Origin of the sequence: Sphingomonas sp. Leaf21 (assembly GCF_916858675.1) — a bacterium.
Taxonomy (GTDB): Bacteria; Pseudomonadota; Alphaproteobacteria; order Sphingomonadales; family Sphingomonadaceae; genus Sphingomonas.
On sequence record NZ_CAKASM010000020.1, the window covers coordinates 35934 to 55008 of the forward strand.

16 protein-coding genes are annotated in these 19075 nt (G+C 66.5%); 8 read left to right on the plus strand and 8 right to left on the minus strand.

Annotation, left to right across the window (positions count from 1 at the left end):
* Window positions 1-44: 44 nt before the first annotated feature.
* The 6 genes from bamA (at window position 45) to LRP66_RS13840 (ending at window position 6207) form a co-directional block, all read left to right on the plus strand.
* Window positions 45-2777 carry an outer membrane protein assembly factor BamA gene (gene bamA / locus LRP66_RS13815; protein WP_443026697.1) on the plus strand — a complete coding sequence of 911 codons (2733 nt, stop codon included), beginning with the start codon at window positions 45-47 and terminating at the stop codon, window positions 2775-2777.
* The gene (locus LRP66_RS13820) at window positions 2777-3445 is read left to right on the plus strand and encodes an OmpH family outer membrane protein (RefSeq protein WP_230483181.1); all 669 of its coding nucleotides are present in this window, start codon (window positions 2777-2779) and stop codon (window positions 3443-3445) included. The genes bamA and LRP66_RS13820 overlap by 1 nt, the downstream gene beginning before the upstream one ends.
* 31 nt (window positions 3446-3476) lie before the next feature.
* The gene (gene fabZ, locus LRP66_RS13825) at window positions 3477-3929 is read left to right on the plus strand and encodes a 3-hydroxyacyl-ACP dehydratase FabZ (RefSeq protein WP_230483204.1); all 453 of its coding nucleotides are present in this window, start codon (window positions 3477-3479) and stop codon (window positions 3927-3929) included.
* A 111-nt stretch (window positions 3930-4040) separates the two neighbouring features.
* A complete protein-coding gene (gene rpmE, locus LRP66_RS13830) occupies window positions 4041-4271 on the plus strand; it encodes a 50S ribosomal protein L31 (protein WP_042487709.1) in 231 nt (76 codons plus the stop codon).
* A 139-nt stretch (window positions 4272-4410) separates the two neighbouring features.
* On the plus strand, window positions 4411-4770 hold the full coding sequence (locus LRP66_RS13835) for a PilZ domain-containing protein (protein WP_230483182.1): 360 nt from the start codon (window positions 4411-4413) through the stop codon (window positions 4768-4770).
* 48 nt (window positions 4771-4818) lie between these two features.
* Window positions 4819-6207: an L-serine ammonia-lyase gene (locus LRP66_RS13840; RefSeq protein WP_230483205.1), complete on the plus strand. Its 1389-nt coding sequence runs from the start codon at window positions 4819-4821 to the stop codon at window positions 6205-6207.
* Here the strand turns inward: LRP66_RS13840 and LRP66_RS13845 are convergent, their stop codons facing one another.
* From LRP66_RS13845 to LRP66_RS13875, 7 genes are all read right to left on the minus strand, one after another.
* The gene (locus LRP66_RS13845; RefSeq protein ID WP_230483183.1) at window positions 6208-7002 is read right to left on the minus strand and encodes a ThuA domain-containing protein; all 795 of its coding nucleotides are present in this window, start codon (window positions 7000-7002) and stop codon (window positions 6208-6210) included.
* Window positions 7003-7183: 181 nt separating this feature from the next.
* On the minus strand, window positions 7184-8743 hold the full coding sequence (locus LRP66_RS13850; protein ID WP_230483184.1) for a DHA2 family efflux MFS transporter permease subunit: 1560 nt from the start codon (window positions 8741-8743) through the stop codon (window positions 7184-7186).
* Window positions 8743-9933 (minus strand): efflux RND transporter periplasmic adaptor subunit, encoded by a 1191-nt coding sequence (locus tag LRP66_RS13855; RefSeq protein ID WP_230483185.1) that lies wholly within the window; start codon window positions 9931-9933, stop codon window positions 8743-8745. The genes LRP66_RS13850 and LRP66_RS13855 overlap by 1 nt, the downstream gene beginning before the upstream one ends.
* On the minus strand, window positions 9930-11333 hold the full coding sequence (locus LRP66_RS13860; RefSeq protein ID WP_230483186.1) for an efflux transporter outer membrane subunit: 1404 nt from the start codon (window positions 11331-11333) through the stop codon (window positions 9930-9932). Before LRP66_RS13860 ends, LRP66_RS13855 begins: the two co-directional genes overlap by 4 nt.
* Window positions 11330-11782 carry a MarR family winged helix-turn-helix transcriptional regulator gene (locus LRP66_RS13865; protein WP_230483187.1) on the minus strand — a complete coding sequence of 151 codons (453 nt, stop codon included), beginning with the start codon at window positions 11780-11782 and terminating at the stop codon, window positions 11330-11332. The genes LRP66_RS13860 and LRP66_RS13865 overlap by 4 nt, the downstream gene beginning before the upstream one ends.
* Before the next feature lie 110 nt (window positions 11783-11892).
* Window positions 11893-14382: a glycoside hydrolase family 9 protein gene (locus LRP66_RS13870; protein ID WP_230483188.1), complete on the minus strand. Its 2490-nt coding sequence runs from the start codon at window positions 14380-14382 to the stop codon at window positions 11893-11895.
* Window positions 14383-14821: 439 nt separating this feature from the next.
* Window positions 14822-15457 (minus strand): tetratricopeptide repeat protein, encoded by a 636-nt coding sequence (locus LRP66_RS13875; protein WP_230483189.1) that lies wholly within the window; start codon window positions 15455-15457, stop codon window positions 14822-14824.
* A gap of 240 nt (window positions 15458-15697) precedes the next feature.
* On the opposite strand from LRP66_RS13875, the gene LRP66_RS13880 reads away from it, so the two are divergent.
* Complete coding sequence (locus tag LRP66_RS13880; protein WP_230483190.1) at window positions 15698-16378, plus strand: Npun_F0296 family exosortase-dependent surface protein; 681 nt, start codon at window positions 15698-15700, stop codon at window positions 16376-16378.
* Between the two features lie 134 nt (window positions 16379-16512).
* A complete protein-coding gene (locus tag LRP66_RS13885; protein WP_230483191.1) occupies window positions 16513-17187 on the plus strand; it encodes an Npun_F0296 family exosortase-dependent surface protein in 675 nt (224 codons plus the stop codon).
* Window positions 17188-17271: 84 nt separating this feature from the next.
* On the opposite strand, the gene LRP66_RS13890 is transcribed toward LRP66_RS13885, so the two are convergent.
* Window positions 17272-18633 (minus strand): cation:proton antiporter, encoded by a 1362-nt coding sequence (locus LRP66_RS13890; RefSeq protein WP_230483192.1) that lies wholly within the window; start codon window positions 18631-18633, stop codon window positions 17272-17274.
* Window positions 18634-19075: the final 442 nt, after the last annotated feature.

Below are 19075 nucleotides of genomic sequence, written 5' to 3' on the forward strand. Positions count from 1 at the left end.
ACAGGGGTCGGTTCGACTTTTCTGGGGTGGGTTTGGTGACAGCAATGACGGGTATGAAGACTGTGCGCGCGGGCGCCATATTGCTGGCGGGCACGATGCTGTCAGGCGTCCCCGTCTGGGCGCAGACCGCTACCCCCGCGCCCGGCGGTGCCGCCGCCACGCCGACGGCGGCGGTCGCGCCCGCTCCGGTGCGGACGATCAAGACGCTCCGGGTCGAGGGTGCGCAGCGCATCGAGCCCGAGACGGTGCTCTCCTATACGAAGCTGCGCGTCGGCATCCCCTACACGCCGGAGACGCTCGACCAGGCGCTGAAGGATCTCCAGGCGTCGGACCTGTTCGCCGACTTCTCGATCTCGGGCGTCGAGTCCGGTGACATCGTGCTGCGCGTGCGCGAGAACCCGATCATCAACCGGGTCATTCTGGAGGGCAACAAGCGCCTGAAGGAAGACAAGATCAAGAAGGAGATCAAGCTCGCGCCGCGGCAGATCTTCACCCGCACCGCCGTGCGGCAGGACGTGGCGCGCATCGTCGAGCTCTATCGCCGCCAGGGCCGGTTCGGCGCGGTGGTCGAGCCCAAGATGGTCAATCTCGACCAGAACCGCGTCGACGTGGTGTTCGAGATCAGCGAGGGCCCGAAGTCCAAGGTCCGCCAGATCAACATCATCGGTAACGAGAAATTCTCCGACGACGAACTGCGCGGTGCGATGTACACCAAGCAGTCGCGCTGGTTCCGCTTCCTGTCCTCGGCAACCAGCTACGACCAGGATCGCCTGGCCGCCGACCAGCAGAAGCTGCGCGCCTTCTATCTCAGCAACGGCTATGCCGATTTCCGCGTGACCAGCGCCGTCGCCGAACTGACGCCGGACAAGAAGGACTTCATCATCACCTATGTGGTGGAGGAAGGTCCCCGCTACAAATTCGGTGACGTGAAGGTCGACAGCCAGATCCGCGACTTCGACAACGAAAAGCTGGCCCAGTCGCTGCCGATGAAGAAGGGCGACTGGTACAACGCCAAGCTGATCGAGGACTCGATCGACAGCCTCAGCCAGACGGCGGGCCTGTTCGGCTATGCCTTCACCGACGTGAACCCCGACTTCCAGCGCGACAAGGAAGCGCTGACGATGTCGATCACGTTCAACATCGCGGAAGCCAAGCGCACCTATGTCGAGCGGATCGACATCAACGGCAACACGCAGACGCAGGACAAGGTCGTCCGCCGCGAGATCCGCGTGGCCGAGGGCGACGCCTTCAACAGCTTCCAGGTCCGCCGCAGCCAGGACCGCATCAACTCGCTCGGCTATTTCCAGGAAAAGCTGGAGATCAAGCAGAACCCCGGTTCGACGCCCGACCGCATCGTTCTGGAAACCAATGTCGAGGAACAGTCGACCGGTTCGCTCCAGCTTTCCGCCGGTTACTCGTCGCTCGAGCGTTTCATCATCCAGGCGAACATCACCCAGCGGAACTTCCGCGGCAAGGGCCAGGAACTGCGCGCGGGCGTGAACTATTCGGCCTATTCCAAGTCGATCGAACTGGGCTTCACCGAGCCCTATGTCTTCGACAAGAATATCGCGCTGGGCGTCGACGTGTTCCGCCGCGACTATAACTCGTTCAACTATCTGGGCACCACGCGCCAGACGACCTACAGCCAGGTGTCGACCGGCTTCCAGGTTCGTGCGGGTGTGCCGCTGACCGAATATTGGTCGCTGTCGGGTCGCTACGGCCTAACCTATGACGAGGTCGGCCTGGCCTCGTCCTTCTTCAACGCCGACGGCACCTGTAACTACCAGACCGCTGGCCGCTATCTCTGCGACTCGATCGGTAATCGCTGGACCTCGTCGGTCGGCTATTCGCTGATCTATGACAGCCTGAACAGCCGCCTGCGTCCGACCGCCGGTCATCGCTTCTCGTTCAGCCAGGATTTCGCGGGCCTTGGCGGCGACGTGAAATATATCCGCACCCGTGCGGAAGGCGCGAAGTTCATGGGCCTGGGCAAGGGCTTCGTCTTCTCGCTGCTGGGCGAGGGCGGTTACATCCACTCGCTCGAGGGCAGTCGTGGCGCAGGCATCGATCCGGTCCGGATCGTCGACCGCTTCTATCTGGGCGAGCCGCAGTTCCGCGGCTTCGACATTCGCGGCGTCGGTCCGCGCGTCCTGCGCGTACCCTATGTCATCGGCGCGGATGGCAGCCAGTCGAAGCAGACCGATCGCGACCAGATCGTCGACGACTCGCTGGGCGGCCGCGCCTACTACCTCGCCCGCGCCGAACTCGAGCTTCCGCTGGGTTCGGGTGCGCGCGAAATGGGCCTTCGCCCGAGCATCTATGTCCAGGCGGGCAGCCTGTGGGGCGTGACCCGGCCACTGCCGTCGCTGAACTTCCCGCAGGCGCGCGACGCCAGCGGCAAGTTGCTGTTCAACAAGGACGGTTCGCCGACCCTGGCCCCGGCGCCGCTGGTCGACGGGCAGGGACGTCAGATCTATCAGGTGCCCAGCACCGCCGACGCGACCATTGCCAACCTGCAGACCACCTGCGCCACCGGCTATTCGTCGACGGCGGGCGGGGCCTGCACGGGCACCACGACCAATATCGCGCTGCAGAACACCAGCTATGCCGTCGAGGAATTCTACGGCGGCACGTGGAAGCCGCGCGTGTCGGTCGGTATCGGTGTGAACTGGAATTCACCGTTCGGACCGCTGCGCATCGATCTGGCCAAGGCATTGATCACGCAGCCCGGGGATGACCCCAAGCTCATTACTTTCAACATAGGGACGCAGTTCTGATGAAGACGATTTCGAAGCTTTTCCTTGCAGCGGCCCTGGTCGCCCCTGCGGCGACCGTCGCCACCACCGCGCAGGCGCAGGTGAACGGCGTCGCCGTCGCCGATCCGCAGGGCGCGATCGCCGGTTCGCGTGCCTGGACGGCCGCCCGTCAGCAGATCGAGACGACCTACAAGGCGCAGCTCGACCAGGCCGAGACCCGCCGGACCGCGCTGGGCCGCGAGCTCCAGCCGCTGGTCGACGCGTTCCAGACCGCGCGTGCGGCCCCCAACGCCAATGAGGCGTCGCTGCGCACCCAGGCGCAGGCGATCCAGACCCGTCAGCAGGCCGCCGAGCAGGAACTGGCCCGCCTGACCCAGCCCGCCGTCCGCGCGCAGACCTATGCGGTCGAGCAGATCCAGGCGCGCCTGGGCGAAGCGGTGCAGAACGCCGTCCGCGCCAAGAATGTCAGCCTGCTGGTCAGCCCGCAGGCGGTGCTGTTCATGCAGCCGACCGCCGACATCACCTCGGCGGTGACCGCCGAGCTCGACAAGCTGGTCCCGACCGTCAGCATCACCCCGCCCGCCGGCTGGCAGCCTGGCCAGCAGGGTCAGCAGCAGGGTGCGGCCCCCGCCGCCGCTCCGGCCGCCACCGCCCCGGCGCCCGCGCGTCGCCAGAACAGCGGCCGGTAATCTCGTCGTGAGCGAGACGGAGAAGACCATCATGGGCCCGCTGGACGTCACGCGGGTCATGGCGGCTATCCCGCACCGCTATCCGATGCTGCTGGTCGATCGTGTCGAGGAGCTGATCCTCGACACGTCGATCCGCGCGGTGAAGGCGGTGACGATCAACGAGGGCTTTTTCCAGGGCCATTATCCCGGCCGTCCGATCATGCCGGGCGTGCTGATCGTCGAGGCGCTGGCACAGGCCGCCGGTGTCCTGGGCGTCGAAAGCCTGGGCCTCGCCAACTCGGGCAAGCTGGTCTATTTCATGTCGATCGACGGCGTGAAGTTCCGCAAGCCCGTGGAGCCCGGCGTCCTCCTCCATCTGGAGGTCGACTTCGTGTCGAAGCGCACCCGCGTCTGCAAATTCGCCGGTGTCGCCAAGATCGACGGTGTCGTCGTGGCAGAGGCCAATTTTACCGCGATGATCGCCGATCCGCCCGCAGTGGCGTAATCTCGGGCGCAAGCGACCGTCACGGCTTTTGACTAACCTGGCGTGGTCCGCTATGGGCCGCGCCTTGGCGCTTTAAGGCTGGTCGGAACCAGCCATTTCCGGAGCATTATCATGAAGACCGACACGCATCCCGACTATCACATGATCAAGGTGCAGATGACCGACGGCACCGTGTTCGAAACCCGCTCCACCTGGGGCAAGGAAGGCGACACGATGCAGCTCGACATCGACCCGCTGGCGCATCCGGCCTGGACCGGCGGTCGCGGCACGATGCTCGACACGGGCGGTCAGGTCGCGCGCTTCAACAAGCGTTTCGGCGGCGGTCTCACGCTCCGCAAGTAATCGTCTCGCTCACCCGAGCGGACGTCGAAATGGCCCGGTGCTTCGTGACGAAGCGCCGGGCTTTTTTCTTGGACTTTATCTGTAATCGGGATAGCGACCCCTATACGTCTCATTAACCGAGAAATTATAACCTTCCCTTATGTTTGCCGCCGAATTCGAGACCGTCGCCACCAGCGGTCGCCAACGCCAGGCGGCGGCGGCGGACGCGTCGGGCGGCGACGGCGCCCGTGACGGTTTGGCCCGCGCGCTATGCCGCGTCGTCGAAATCTCGAGGGAGGGGGCCCGCCTCCAGACCTATATCCCGCTCGTTTGCGGATCGCTCATCTGCCTGCATCTGCCCGATACCGAGGGGGTGCTGGCGCGCGTCGTCTGGGCGTCGGACTTCTCCGCCCGCTGCCAGTTCCGCAAGGCGCTGTCGGCCGAGCTTCTCGAAAGCCTGTCGTCGCGAAGCTGGGAGAGCGCCAAGGGCTGGCTGGCCAGTCGTCGGGAGTTCGGCTAGGCATCGGGGAAAGCCGTAACAATTGGAACGATCTTGACCCTCCCCGCCATGCCCGTGACCGCCTTGCCGCGCGACGACGACAGCATCGCCGCCGTCAGCGTCACCGAATTGTTCACGATCGGCATCGGCCCGTCGAGTTCGCACACGGTCGGCCCGATGCGCGCGGCCAAGGCATTCGCGGTCGAGATGCTCGATACCGGCCTCATACCCGAAAGGGTCCAGGCGGAGATGTTCGGCTCGCTGTCGCTGACCGGGCGGGGGCACCATAGCGACCGCGCGGTCCTGCTGGGACTGGCGGGTCAGACACCCGAGACCGTCGATCCCGACGCGATAGAGGGGCTGCTCGCCGACATCGCGGGTTCGGGGGAAATCCTGCTCGACGGGCGCCATCGCCTCCGCTTCGACTATACGGAGGATCTGCTCTTCCGCCCCGGATTCCTGCCCGCGCATCCCAACGGCATGGTGTTCACGGCTTTCCTGCCCGATGGCAGCAGCGTGATCCGGCGCTTCTATTCGATCGGCGGCGGCGCGATCCGGATGGAGGGGGCCGAGCCGATGCGGACCAACCGGCGGCTCGCCCATCCCTTCGCATCGGGCGCCGAACTGCTCGAGCGGACCGCCGAAACCGGGCTGTCGATCGCGCAGATCGTCCGGGCCAATGAGGCGGCGTGGCGCGAGGACGGCGAGACCGACGCGTTCCTCGATCGGGTGCGCGATGCGATGTGCGGCGCGATCGAGCGCGGTTGCGCGGCCTCTGGCATCCTCCCCGGCGGCCTGAAGGTTCAGCGACGCGCGCAGGCGATCAAGCAGAAGTTGCTCGACCGGGGCCCACGCACCGACCCGAGCCTGGTATTCGAGTGGGTCAGCCTATGGGCGCTCGCCGTCAATGAGGAGAATGCGGCAGGGGGCCGCGTCGTCACCGCGCCGACCAACGGGGCGGCGGGGGTGATCCCGGCGGTGATGCGCTATTACGAGGCGTTCGTTCACGGCGCGACGCGCGACGGCGTCCGCACCCTCTTGCTGACGGCGGCGGCGGTCGGGATGCTCTACAAGAAGCGTGCGTCGATCTCGGCGGCGGAGATGGGGTGTCAGGGCGAGGTGGGCGTCGCCTGTTCGATGGCGGCGGCGGGGCTGGCGGCGGCATTGGGCGGCTCACCGGCGCAGGTCGAGAATGCCGCCGAGATCGGCATGGAGCATAATCTGGGGCTGACCTGCGATCCGATCGGTGGGCTCGTTCAGATTCCCTGTATCGAACGCAACACGATGGGCGCGATAAAGGCGATCAACGCGGCCTATCTTGCGCTGCACGGCGACGGGCGGCACATCGTCAGCCTGGATCAGGTGATCGAGACGATGCGCCAGACCGGCGAGGACATGAAGTCGCAATATAAGGAGACGAGCCTGGGCGGGCTCGCGGTCAACGTCGTCGAGTGCTGATCACTTCGCCGCCCAGCGGATCGCGTTGGTCAGGATGCGGCGATATTCGGGATCGTCATACAGCCCCGGCTCATGGCCCATCGCCGAATAGAAGACGTGCCCCTTGGTGCGCGGATTGACCCACATGATCGGATGGCTGCTGCCCATGCGCAGCGTTTCGCCGGGCCGGTAGCTGCTCTCGTCCACCTGGGCGAGCACCGTCATCCCCTGCCTGGCCGGATCGCGGTCGAAACTGTACCATTCGTCGCGTGCGGTCCACGGGCTCTTCACGCCCGCCATGACCGGGTGGCGTGGCTGGACGATATCGACGCGGGCGGGCTGGATGTGATCCTCGCCATTGGGGTGGCCGGTGAAGGTCGCGCCGATGATCGTGTCGACATACCAGGGCGCCTTGTGGCTGTTGTCGCCCGCCGCGTGCAGCGCGACGATGCCACCGCCCCGCGCCACGAACCGGGCGAGCGCGGCCTGTTGGTCGGGCGTCATGAAGTCGCCGCTGGCACTGTTCAGGACCACGACCGAAAAATGCGCGAGCTGGGCGTCGTTGAAGACCGCGGCATTCTCCGTGGTGAAGCTGGGATGGCCGAGGCGCCTGGCGATGTCGGCAAGGACGGCGTTGCTGTGCGGGATATGCTCGAAATGCCGCCAGCCATTGGTCTTGGAGACGATCAGTACGCCGCGATGGATATTGGCGGGGAGGGTGGGGGCGACGGTATCGACCACCTTGGCGGGCAGATGCGGGTCAGACGGCGCCTGCATCACCGCGACCATCGCCATCATCACCAGCGTTTTCAGCATCATCCGTCTCCCTTTTTCCGGGAGCGTAGCGATGCGGGCGAGAGAGGCAAATCATTCCTCCCCTGCAAGGTAGGGGGACCATCCGAAGATGGTGGAGGGGGGCTTCCGCACTGGACGACCTATGAGGCGAGCCCCCTCCACCACCGCTTCGCGGCGGTCCCCCTCCCCGTACCGGGGAGGATCAATCCGCCGCGATCGGGCCGTCATGCGGCTTGGGCCGCCGGGTGAACCAGGTCAGCGCCGCGAGGACGATGCACAGCCACGCCGAGACGTAGAAGATGTCGGTCGATGCCAGCAGATAGGCCTGGCCGACCATCTGCCGGGTGACGGCGGCGGCGGCCTGGACATCCGTCATGCCCAGATGGCTCAGCCCGTTCCTCGCCATCTGCCATGCCGAGCCCTGGCCGATCGCGTCGGACAGATGGGCCTGGTGCATCGCCTCGCGCCGGTCCCACATCGTCGTGGTCAGCGATGCGGCGAAGCTGCCCGCCGTAATACGCGCGAAGTTGGAGATGCCGGTGGCCGACGGAATCCGCGCCTGCGGCACGCCGTCCAGCGCGATGGTCAGCATCGCGAGGAAGAAGGTGCTCATCGCGATCCCTTGCACCATCAGCGGCAGGACGAAGTCGCCGAAGCTCGCCTGGGTGTTGAGGCCCGAGCGCATCCAGTAGGACACGCCGAACGCCGCGAACGCGATCGTCGCCATCAGGCGCGCATCGACCTTGCCCGACAGGCGGGCGACGACTGGCGTGAGCACCACCGCGACCGCACCGCTCGGCGCCGCGACCAGCCCCGCCCATGTCGCGGTATAGCCAAGCTGCGTCTGCAACCAGAGCGGCAGAAGCAGCGTGTTGGCGAAGAACACCGCGTAGCCGAGGCAGAAGGCGAGCGTCCCGATGCTGAAATTGCGCCCCTTGAACAGCGACAGGTCGACCGCCGGATTGGCGTCGGTCAACTCCCAGATCAGCCAGGCGACGAAGCCGACGATCGCGACGACGGTCATGACGACGATCCGGGTCGAATGGAACCAGTCGTCATTCTTGCCCAGGTCGAGCATCATCTGAAGCGCGCCGACCCAGACGACCAGCATGATCAGGCCCACCTTGTCGATCGGCAGGTTGCGGGTCGGCGTCTCCCGGCTCGACAGCCCGCGCCAGCACACGCCCGCACAGAACAGGCCGACCGGCACGTTGATCAGGAAGATCCAGCTCCAGTGATAATTGTCGGAGATGTAGCCGCCCAGGATCGGGCCCATGATCGGCGCGACCAGCGTGGTCATCGACCAGATGCCGAGTGCGGTCGAGCGCTTCTGCGGCGGGAAGATCGAGATGAGCAGCGCCTGACTGCCCGGAATCATCGGGCCGGAGACGGCGCCCTGCAACACGCGGAAGCCGATCAGCGAGGACAGGTTCCACGCGATGCCGCACAGGAAGGAGGCGATGGTGAACAGCAGCACCGACACGCAGAAGGTGCGCACCACCCCGAATTTGCCCATCAGCCAGCCGGTCAGCGGCACCGCCACGCCATTGGCGACGGCAAAGGCGGTGACCACCCAGGTCGAATTGTCCGAACTCACGCCCAGATTGCCCGCGATGGTGGGCAGCGAGACGTTGGCGATGGTCGAGTCGAGCACCTGCATGAAGGTGCCCAGCGCCAGCGCGAAGGCGACCAGCGCCAGCGCCGGGCCTTTCAACGGGGCGGGGCCATCGCCTCCGCCCGCCTGAGCCGGGGTGCCCGCCATCAGCGGTTGGCCGCGATGATCTGCGCGATCCGGGCTTCGACCGCCGGGTCGTTGGCGTCGGTCGCCGGGGTGCGATAGGCCTGGGTCGCGGCGGTGCCGATGCGCGGGCCGCCCTGGTCGGCGGTGTCGACGGTCACGGTCGCCGACAGGCCGACGCGGAGGGGGTTCTGGCGAAGCTCGTTGGCGTTCAGCCCGATGCGGACCGGCACACGCTGGACGATCTTGATCCAGTTGCCGCTGGCGTTCTGCGGCGGCAGCAGCGCGAAGGCGTTGCCGCTTCCCGCGCCCAGACCGATGACCTTGCCGTGATAGACGATCTTGCCGCCATACATGTCGGCGACGATCGTCGCGGGCTGTCCGATGCGGATATCCTTGAGCTGGGTCTCGCGGAAATTGGCGTCGACCCACAGACGGTCGAGCGGCACGACCGCCATCAGTGGCGTGCCGGCGGCGATCTGCTGTCCCACCTGCACCGTGCGCTGGGCAATGACGCCGGTGATCGGCGCGATCACATGCATGTGATTGCGCGTGATCGCCGCCCGGCGATAGGCCGCGATGGCGGCCATGACGGCAGGATTGGTCCCGACATTGGTGCCCTGCACGGCGGTCTGGGTCTGCGCGGCCTGGGCACGGGCGAGGTTCAGGTTGGCGGTCGCGACCTTCACCGCATCGGCGGCGTGCGACAGTTCCTCGCCCGACACCGCGCCCTCGGCGGCGGCACCACGGCGACGTGCATAGTCGGCACGGGCTTGCGCCAGTTCGGCCTGCGCCTGGACGATCGCGGCACCGCTCTGGTTGACCTTGGTGAAGTCGGCGCGGGTCGAGCGCACCGCACGCGCCAGCTCGGCGGCGGCGGAGGCCAGGCCGACATCGGCGGTCGCGGGATCGAGGTCGAGCAGCGGCGCACCAGCCTTCACCGTCTGGGTGTTGTCGGCATGGATGGCGAGCACCGTACCCGGATCGCGCGCGGTGATCGAGACGACGTCGCCCGCGACATAGGCGTCGTCGGTCTCCTCCTCCGGCTTGGCGAGCAGGAAGTGGAACACCGCCCACACGATCGCTGCGACCACTACGATGACCCCCAGGATGATCAGGCCGGTCCTGCGCGCCTTGGGCTTGCCGCCCTGCGGAGCCTGGGTCGTCGGAGCTGCCGGGGTCGGCGAGGGGGCGGCGGCTTCGGTGTCGCTCATTGCGTGATACCTTGCGAGGAAGAGGAGAAACCACCGCCCAGTGCGACGGCCAGGGCGATGCGCGCCTGGACCGCGTCGGCGGCAAGATTGGCGTCGGCCTGATCGGCCTCAAGCTGGCGGATGTCGGGGTCGATCAGCCCGAGCTGCGATTGCAGGCCGCTCGACACGCGAATGGCGTTGAGGCGTCGCGTCTCGGACAGGCCGCGTACCACCTCGGCCTGACGCGCGCGTTCGGTGGCGAGCGTCCGGCTTCGCGTCACCGCATCGGCGGCTTCGCGCACCGCCCCGACGATACGGTCATTGTAATCGGCGGTGGCCAGATCCAGCGCGGCGGTCGCACCCGCCAGTCCGGCGCGAAGGCGTCCGCTGTCGAAGATCGGCAGGTGGATGGCCGGGCCTGCCCCGGCGGTGCCCGCATCGGCGGTGAACAGATTGCCCAGCCCGACCGCCTGGAAACCGGCGAGCGCCGTCAGGTTGACATTGGGGAGGAACGCCTTGCGCGCCACCTCCTGCCCCTTGGCGGCGGCATCGATCCGGGCGAGCGACGCGGCGATGTCGGGCCGTCGCGACAACAGGTCGGCGGGCACCGTGGCGGGGATGGGCAGCGCCGCATCGAAGGCGATCCGGGTCGGCGTGATCGTCGCGGGATAATCGAGCCCGCGTCCGGCCAGCGCCGCCAGCGCGTTGCGGGACAGCGCGACCTGCGCCTCCGCGCGGGCGAGCGCCACCCGTGCCTGCGACAGCAATGTCTGTCCGCTGGTCGCGTCGATCTGGCTGGCGAGCTGGTGGCGGATCCGCGACTGGATCAGCGACAGCGAGCGGGTGCGGGTGTCGATCGTCTGACGCGCGATCGCCGCCTGACGCTCGGCGCGCGCCAGTTCGACATAGGTCTGCGCGACCGATCCGGCGAGCGCGAGCCGCGCCGCCGTCACGTCGAGCGCCGCCGCGCGGGCGGAGGCGCGCGCCGCGTCGATCGCGGCAGCCTGTCGCCCGAATAAGTCGATCGTCCAGTTGAGATTGGCCTGCGCCTGGCCCAGCCACTGGGTGGTCCCGGCATAGGGCGGCGGAATCGTATAGCGTCCGGAAATCCGGCTGTATTGTTCCTGTGCGTCGAGCGAGAGGTCGGGGCCGTTATCGGCCCGGCGCGTGGCGAGGACCGATTGTGCCTGACGAAGCCGCGCCAGCGCGACGTCGAGCGAAGGATTGCCTGCCAACGCGTCGCCGACGATCCGGTCGAGCTGCGGATCGCCGAGCCCCCGCCACCAGTCCGCCGAGACGAGCGGCGCCTGCGCACCGCCGAGGCCAAGGCGCTCGGGCGAGGTCCGGGTAACGGCGGGATGCGCCTGCGGCACCGAGCAGCCCGCGAGCAACAGCCCGGTCAATGTCGCCAAACGCTTCACGCCACCGTCTCCAGCTTGTTGCGCAGTCGGAGCAGATAGCCGACGAAGCGCGCGACATCCTCGCCCGACCAGTCGGCGAGCCATTCGTCCCAGCTCGCCAGCACCTTGTCCTTGCAACGATCGGTGACGATCTTCCCCTGATCGGTCAGCGACAAACGGACCACGCGGCGATCCGTCGTCGAGCGCGACCGCTCGACCAGCCCGCGCTCCTCCAGCGTATCGAGAATGCGCGTCGTCGCCCCGGTGTCGTGGCACAGGTGCCGCGCCAGTTCGGCGCAGGTGCTGCCGACCTCATAATGAAGCGCCATCATCGCGCTCCACTGGATATGCGTGACCTCCTCATCGGCGAAAACGGGCTCCAGCGCGATGCGCGCCAACTGGTGTACCCGCTTCGTGAGATAGCCGACGGAGCGTTCGGGATCGTAGGGATCGTGATGGCTTGGCGTCATTTCGCTGCATTGGCAATCATTGCCTAGGCAGTCAATGTTGTTCGCGATGATGAAGAATTTGTCATTCCGGGGGCGGCGGCGTGACGTCGCGCACCGCCCCCGTGCCCGGGTCAGCGCGTCTCCTTCGCCACTTCGATCGCGGCATTGGCGGCGAGGATATAGGCGGAGGTGGTCGCGACCGTGTATTCGTTCTCGAACCACAGGAACGGCCAGTCGGTCTTGAGCTCCGGGAAGTCCGGCTTCACGATCAGCACGCCAGGCACCAGTCCGCCGGGAATGAAGCCATAGTCGGCACGGTTATGGCCATAGCCGATCAGCTTCGACGCGGCGCCGACCGTCGATACCAGCGACAGATTGTTGGCCGGATGCCGCCCCAGCACATAGTCGATGGCGTTGAGCGTATAGTCGGTGCCGACGATCTCCGGGAACGCCTTGTGCAGCAGGAACGCGGTCGAGCCGAACTCGACGACCTGATGCGACCCGGCCCAGCTGCCTTCCGCGATCGGCACGCCGAACGGGTTCTTGGCGGCCTCCGCATCCATCTTCGCCTTGGCCTGGCGGACCAGTGGGACGAGTGCGGCGCGGTACTTGGCATCCATGAACGGGATGGCCCGCACCGCCGGAGCGCCGACCCAGGCGAAGCTCTTGGCGATGACCGGCATCAGCGCGCGCAGGCGATCGGCATAGAGGCGGTCGCCCTTGCTGGTGATCAGCATCTCGACGGTCGCGCCCACATTGGCGCTCTCCGCCGACCAGGGCTTGCCCGAATCGTCGCGGCCGTCGCCCGACTTGATCGGCCCCTTCTGGAACCGTCCCCACAACACCTTGGCCGCGTCCCACGCCTCCGCCGACATGGTGGGATCGCTGTCCGCCAGCGCCCGCGACGCCGCCGCCAGCGCACCCGCGACCGCCAGATTATTGGCGGGAAGATCGGTGGTGAAGGCCCAGCGGTCATCCTGCGCACCCGACGATCCGCCCTTCCGCTCGGCGATACCCAGCGAGGCGTCATAGGTCAGATTGTCGGTCTGGGACCCGGCATCGCCCAGATGGGCATATTGACGCTGAACCGGATCGACGATGCCGACGATCGCATGGCCGAACACCTTGTATTGGGCGAGCAATTGCAGCGCACCGTGGCGGATCTGCTGGAGTGCGTCCGGCTTGCCGTCGGGCTTGTGGCTCTCGACGGCGCGGGCGGCTTCGTCCACCGTCGTCTCGTCCCAGTCGAGCCCATAGAGTTCGCGGCCCCAGGCCAGGTCGCGGACGACGGCGGCGTTCTGCGGCGTCTGGATGTCGTAATCGCCCGCATCCTGGAACCCGCCGACGTTCAGGCCCGGAATATGCTCGCCGGGCTTGAACGGCGAGTCGAGGTTCGGGCCCATCCGGTATCCGTCGAAATGGATATGGTTGGGGGGCGCCTGTCGCGCATCGTCGAGATGGCTGGGCGCGGACCAGACGCGATATTGTTCGCGTATGCCGACATGGTCCATCTGTTCGGCGATGAAGGTGTCGAGCGAGGTCTGCCAGATCCGGTCATAGGCGTCGGCGGCGATGCGGAAGGGATTGGTCGTCCGCCCGCCATAGGCGATCGCGTAGATGCCCGGATCGCGCACGCTGGAAAAGTCGAACGCGCCGTAATTGTAGCGGAGCCAGCGTCCGCGCGGCGTCACGGCGGCACGCAGCACCGGCTGGCGCGTACCATCGGCGGCCAGCTTGACCAGCTCGGCCTCGGCGGGTGCGGCGCCGTGCGGATCGGTTTCGATCAGCGCGATCTTCGAGCGCCCCGGCGTATAGCCCGCCTGGTTGAACGACACGACCGGTGCGCGGACCCAGTCCTTTACGACATTGGGGCGGACATGCCAGACGACCGCATTCTGACGGGCGCCGGGCGCGATCAGCGACCGCACCACGAACCAGCCATTCTGCGCCCGACTGCGTGCGTCATAGAGTTGGAGCGGACCGGCGTCCGAGGTGATCGTCACGCGGGTCAGCGGATCCTCGGGCGAGAGCGTCACCGACTTGCCGCCCGATGCGAGCGGCATCGGATCGCCCGAGCCGTCCTTCGCCATCGGGCCGGTCGCGTGACGCGGGAACAGCCCGGGCGCGCTGTCCATGAGATAGGTCTTGCCGAAGTAGCTGGTCGGCAGGAAATCCAGGTTGAACCCCGCCTTTCCCGCCAGCGCGGCTGGAAGCGGCTGGTCGAGATCGACCGCGATCCGGAACCCGTCGCCCTCCGCCGTGACCTTCACGCTATAGGCCAGGCCCTGATCCTTGTAGGTCGATCGGACGACGACCTGATTGGGCTCGGCACCGCGCGTCCGGCTGACGAAGGCGGGGACCGGATCCCATTGCTCGGGCGTCGGGTTCAGGCGGACCGCGCCGTCGGTCGCGATCCGCTCGCCATGCAGGACGATCTGGATGCCCGCATTCTTCTCGTCGAAGAAGATCGGGCTGAACTGGTTCTGGTCGACCATCACGGTCAGGCCCTGGGTCTCCAGCGTCTCGGCCGGCGTGACGGTCAGCGACTGGGCGCGGGCGGCACTCGCCCCCGCCAGCAGACTGGCCGAGCCTAACAAGGCGAACCCCAAATGCTTCAGCATAACCTCTCCTGTAGTAGCGCTATCATTTTTGGCTGGAGAAAGGGCGGTCATACCGACGCGGCACTGGGCTCTTCCTGCCATGCTTACGGGACGGTTACCGCCTCCGCTGCGCGCGCAATCTGTGCCAAGGCTAGCGATTAAACAACGAAAAAATGGTGTCTTTATTTTGTGGAGGTCGCAGGGACGGCTGGCAGGGATATCGTTGCCGCGAGCGCCGCTCCGCGATGATGTAACGCTCACATGGCGGCGGGCATGTCAGGATAGGGCCACGCCCCACCGATAATTCCAACGACCATTCCCCCGCGAAGGCGGGGGCCCAGTGTTCCAGGCCGCGAACCGCAGTCCTGCTGGTCACCGGACCCCCGCCTGCGCAGGGGAACGGGAGCGGTCGGACTTTTCCAAGACAGGTCAGACCCCGCCTTCGTCGGCGAGGGACGGATCAGTTGGTCGATTTGTAACGCGGCTGCACCCGGCCCGCTTCGTCGGCGGCCTGGCGGATAAGCTGGACGTTACGCTTGATCGAGGCGGCGAGCGTGGTGCGGATCGCTTCGTCCGCATCCGAGCCCGCAGGAACCTCCCGGAGCAACTGAAGCCATTCGCCGATCGCCTGATCGTGCTGCCCCTTAAAGTCCTTTTCCATCGCGAAATAGAAGCGAGCGCGGGCATCGCGTGGGTCGAGTGCGAGCGCCTTGCGAAAGGCATCGGCGGCCTGCGTCGGCAGTCCGACACCGTCGGACTTGGTGGTCTGCATCAGTGTTTCGCCGAGCGCCGACCAGGCCGTCGACTGGTTGGGATTGATCGCCAGCGAGGCGCGATAGGCGGCCGATGCTTCCTCGAAACGACGCTTGGCGAGCAGCGCGTCGCCCAGTTCCTTCTGCGCGGCGGCGTCGGTCGGTGCCTTGGTCGCCGCGGCCTGCGCCTTGGCGGGATCGAGCGCGGGGGTGGGGCGCTCGACGAAGACCGGCGTGGCCGTCGGCCGCTCGGCCGGACGACGCAACAGCGACGCGGCGATGAAGGCCAGGACGATCAGAACGAGCAGTATGCCTGCGATGACGAGGAGCTTGCGGCGTTTCATGGGTCGGTCCTGGCAGATGATAGTCACCGTCTCCTATCGCTCGATTCGCGTTGACGGAACGTAAAGGCCGCGAATGGTGCCGCGAAGGCCTGTCTTATCTTGAAACAAAACCGGGTAAGGCACTGGCGAACCGCCATATTGTCGAAATTTTTACCGGGTGCGATTACGCTGCCGACGACGATATACATCATGGCAGAGCAAAACATGACACGCTCGGATTTTGGTTTCGAAGGACGATCGATGCCGAAGGTCAAGACGGTCCTGCTGACGATCGCTGCGGCGCTGGTCAGTGCGACGTCGGCCCAGGCGGCGCCGGGGACGATCACCTCGGTCGCGAACGACGATTACAGCAAGCAGTCGACTCCGCCTGCGGGATCGACGGTGGTGGATTTCAACAACGGGTTGCCCAACGGTTTCTCGTTGCAGGGCGGCCAGATCGCGAGTTCGTCGTCCTGGGGTGGTTGGAATTGGAATTATCTGGCCCCCGCCGGGGACAACACCAAGTTCCTGGTGACTGCGGCGAACGGCACGACGACGCTGAATGCCGACAGGAATTTCGGCTATGGCGGGATCGCGCTGAACTGGGGTTCGATCGATAACGAGAACCGGTTGGATATCCTGGATACGATGGGCCAGGTCATCCGCACGCTGACCGGTACGGACGTTTCCGGCGGTCTGTTCGCGAGCAGCAACCGGTATGTGACCTACACGCTCGACCCCGCTTCGGGTCAGCAGATCGGCGGGCTTCGTTTCATGTCGCCCAATTCGATGGGTTACGCCTTTGAGGTGGACGATGTCTCCTTCTTCGGGGCGACGCCGACCTCGGTGCCCGAACCGGCCTCGATCGCGCTGTTCGGCGCGGGCTTGCTGGGACTGGCGGGGCTGGCGCGGCGTCGGCGGGTGGCGGCCCGCCTTTCGTAATTACCCGGCTCGATAGGATCCGTATCGGGACGGCAGCAACGGTGACCGGGCGGCGGCGGGGGCCAAAGCGCTTCTGTCTTCAGGTCATCGGCATGGACCGGATCGGTTTTTATCACTTGGCAGGGAGATTGATGATGGCAGGTTTCATGAAAGCGATGGCGGCGGCGGGGGCCCTGGCGGGTGCGCTGGTCGCGACGGCGGCGGGTGCCGACTCGCTGACCTCGGTCGCTGGCGATCAGACGCCACGCGCCGGTTCGGTGACGGTCGACTTCAACGGCACCAACGGCAACACCACGCTGCCGAACGGCTTCTCGCTGTCGGGTGGCCAACTGGTCACCGGATCGGCCAATGGCTGGAGCCAGCCGCTCGGCGACAACACTCAGTATCTGATGGTCAATGGCGGGCAGCAGGCCACGCTCAAGTCGACCGGCCAGGGCTTTGACGGCGTCAGCCTCTATTGGGGTTCGGCGGACTCGTACAACACGCTGTCGGTCCTCGACACGATGGGCAACGTCATCCGTTCGATCACCGGCCTGGACTTCGCCGCACCGGGCGCCAACGCGCCGGGCAGCAATTTCGCCGACCCGAAGTACAACCAGTATGTCACCTACACGCTGGACAGCCTGACCGGCCAGAAGATCGGCGGCCTGAAGTTCGCGTCGGGCCAGACGGCGTTCGAGCTGGACAACGTGTCCTTCTTCAACACCGCGCCGACCTCGGTTCCCGAGCCCGCCACGCTGACGCTGTTCGGCGCCGGTATCGGCGGCCTGCTCGCGGCATCGCGTCGTCGTCGCAAGAAGACGGCCTGATCGCATCGGCCATGCCGGTCCGGACGGATCGGCGGAACAGGGAAAGGGCGGCCTCGCAGCCGCCCTTTTTCGTGTGCGACGGCCTCAGGCCGAGACGGTCTTCATCGCCTCCATCTCGTCCATCAGCCGCGCCCTGCGGCCATAGACATATTCGAACAGCGGGCTGGCCATCATCGTCGTCACGATCGCCATCAGCACCAGCATCGAGAAGAGCGTCGGGCCGATGATGCCCTTTTGCAGGCCGATGTTGATGATGATCAGTTCCATCAGCCCGCGCGAGTTCATCAGCGCGCCGATACCCATCGCGGTGCGATTGTCTTCACCGCAGAGCCGCGCCGCAAGGTAGCAGGCGCCGAACTTGGCCGCGATCGACGCCGCCAGGATGCCCAGCGCGATCAGCAGCAGCGAGCCCGAATTGACCATGTCCATCCGGGTGTTAAGCCCCGAATAGGTGAAGAACATCGGCAGCAGCAGGACGACCGCCAGCGGCTCGACCTTCTTCTTCAGCTCGGTGACGAACAGCCCGCGCGGCATGAACACCCCCAGGATGAAGCCGCCGAAGATGCCATGCACCCCGATCGCATCCATGATGAAGGCGGACGTGCAGAAGGCCATCAGCGTGATCGCCAGCACGTTCATGCTCATCTCGCCGCGCGCCTCGACCGCGCGGCCAAGCGGCGCCAGGATGCGACGGCCGAACAGCAGCAGGAAGCCGACATAGACGAAGGCGCCGCCGATCGCGAGGATCGCGACCCCGCTGCCCCCGCCGAAGGTCGCCAGCACCACCGCCAGCACGCACCAGGACGCGGCATCGTCGAACGCACCCGCCGCCAGCGACAGCGTGCCCAGCGGGCTGTTCGCCAGCCCCCGCTCGTTGATGATCCGCGCCAGCATCGGAAAGGCGGTCAGCGCGATACAGGCTCCGGTGAAGAGCGTGGCATTGGCCTGGCTGATCCCCGGCGCGAACAGGCCAGGCACGGTCAGCAGCAACGGCGTGATCGCCACCGCGATCAGGAACGGCGCGATGACGCCCGATGCGGACACCGCCATGGCACTGCGCGCCTTGGACTGGAAATGGTCGAGCCGCAGCGTCAGGCCGACGAGGAACATGTAGAGCGCCACGCCAAGCTGCGCGCCCGCATAGAGGACGTTGCGCGTTTCCTTTGGAAACAGCGCGCCCTGCAGGTCGGGAAAGAGCAATCCGAGCAGCGACGGGCCGAGGATCACGCCCGCGATCATCTCGCCGACCACCGGTGGCTGCGCCAAGAAGCGTTGCGCGAACCAGCTCACCGTCCGGCAGGCGAGCAGGATCACCGCGAGTTGCAGGAAGAAATGGATGCTGTAGTCGCCCGGCGCGTAGCTCGCCGCCGCTGCCGCGGTCGCGGGGCCGTGCGGCGACAGGATGCCGGTTGCGGTGTGCCAGAAACTGTCGATGGCGTCGTTCATCTGATGCTGATCCCCCCCATCGCGCTCCATTTGGCGAGCGCGACCGGCGAATAGCGCGATATGTCGGCCGATCTTGCAACGGGTTTCGAAACGCGTCTGGCCGATTTCGCGGTGGAGCGGGGAAACTGTGCTTCCGGTGCTACAATGTAGGTACGTGCCTACAAACGTGGAGGTTGCGACGCCGTGTTTCCGGTCCAGCGGGGCCCCGGAAAGGGAGCGTAGCGGTGCTGCTGGCGAATCAAACGGTGCTGTTAGCGTCCCCCGTTGGGAGGGGGAGTGGCGGCGCTGGGGAGGGGGCAATCGAGAGCGAGGCAGCCTTCGATCTGGCCTGGGACCTGCCACTTTCCCTCAACGTGAGGAACGGCATCGGTCCGCCCCGCTGCGTTCATCGCGGCGAAGGCCGGGGTCCCGTTTCTCCCGCGCCGCGCCCCGACTGGATCCC

Coding starts and splice junctions, on each gene's coding strand:
- bamA (WP_443026697.1), top strand. CDS start 45: ATGACGGGTATGAAGACTGTGCGCGCGGGCGCCATATTGCTGGCGGGC.
- LRP66_RS13820 (WP_230483181.1), top strand. CDS start 2,777: ATGAAGACGATTTCGAAGCTTTTCCTTGCAGCGGCCCTGGTCGCCCCT.
- fabZ (WP_230483204.1), top strand. CDS start 3,477: ATGGGCCCGCTGGACGTCACGCGGGTCATGGCGGCTATCCCGCACCGC.
- rpmE (WP_042487709.1), top strand. CDS start 4,041: ATGAAGACCGACACGCATCCCGACTATCACATGATCAAGGTGCAGATG.
- LRP66_RS13835 (WP_230483182.1), top strand. CDS start 4,411: ATGTTTGCCGCCGAATTCGAGACCGTCGCCACCAGCGGTCGCCAACGC.
- LRP66_RS13840 (WP_230483205.1), top strand. CDS start 4,819: ATGCCCGTGACCGCCTTGCCGCGCGACGACGACAGCATCGCCGCCGTC.
- LRP66_RS13845 (WP_230483183.1), bottom strand. CDS start 7,002: ATGCTGAAAACGCTGGTGATGATGGCGATGGTCGCGGTGATGCAGGCG.
- LRP66_RS13850 (WP_230483184.1), bottom strand. CDS start 8,743: ATGGCGGGCACCCCGGCTCAGGCGGGCGGAGGCGATGGCCCCGCCCCG.
- LRP66_RS13855 (WP_230483185.1), bottom strand. CDS start 9,933: ATGAGCGACACCGAAGCCGCCGCCCCCTCGCCGACCCCGGCAGCTCCG.
- LRP66_RS13865 (WP_230483187.1), bottom strand. CDS start 11,782: ATGACGCCAAGCCATCACGATCCCTACGATCCCGAACGCTCCGTCGGC.
- LRP66_RS13870 (WP_230483188.1), bottom strand. CDS start 14,382: ATGCTGAAGCATTTGGGGTTCGCCTTGTTAGGCTCGGCCAGTCTGCTG.
- LRP66_RS13875 (WP_230483189.1), bottom strand. CDS start 15,457: ATGAAACGCCGCAAGCTCCTCGTCATCGCAGGCATACTGCTCGTTCTG.
- LRP66_RS13880 (WP_230483190.1), top strand. CDS start 15,698: ATGCCGAAGGTCAAGACGGTCCTGCTGACGATCGCTGCGGCGCTGGTC.
- LRP66_RS13885 (WP_230483191.1), top strand. CDS start 16,513: ATGGCAGGTTTCATGAAAGCGATGGCGGCGGCGGGGGCCCTGGCGGGT.
- LRP66_RS13890 (WP_230483192.1), bottom strand. CDS start 18,633: ATGAACGACGCCATCGACAGTTTCTGGCACACCGCAACCGGCATCCTG.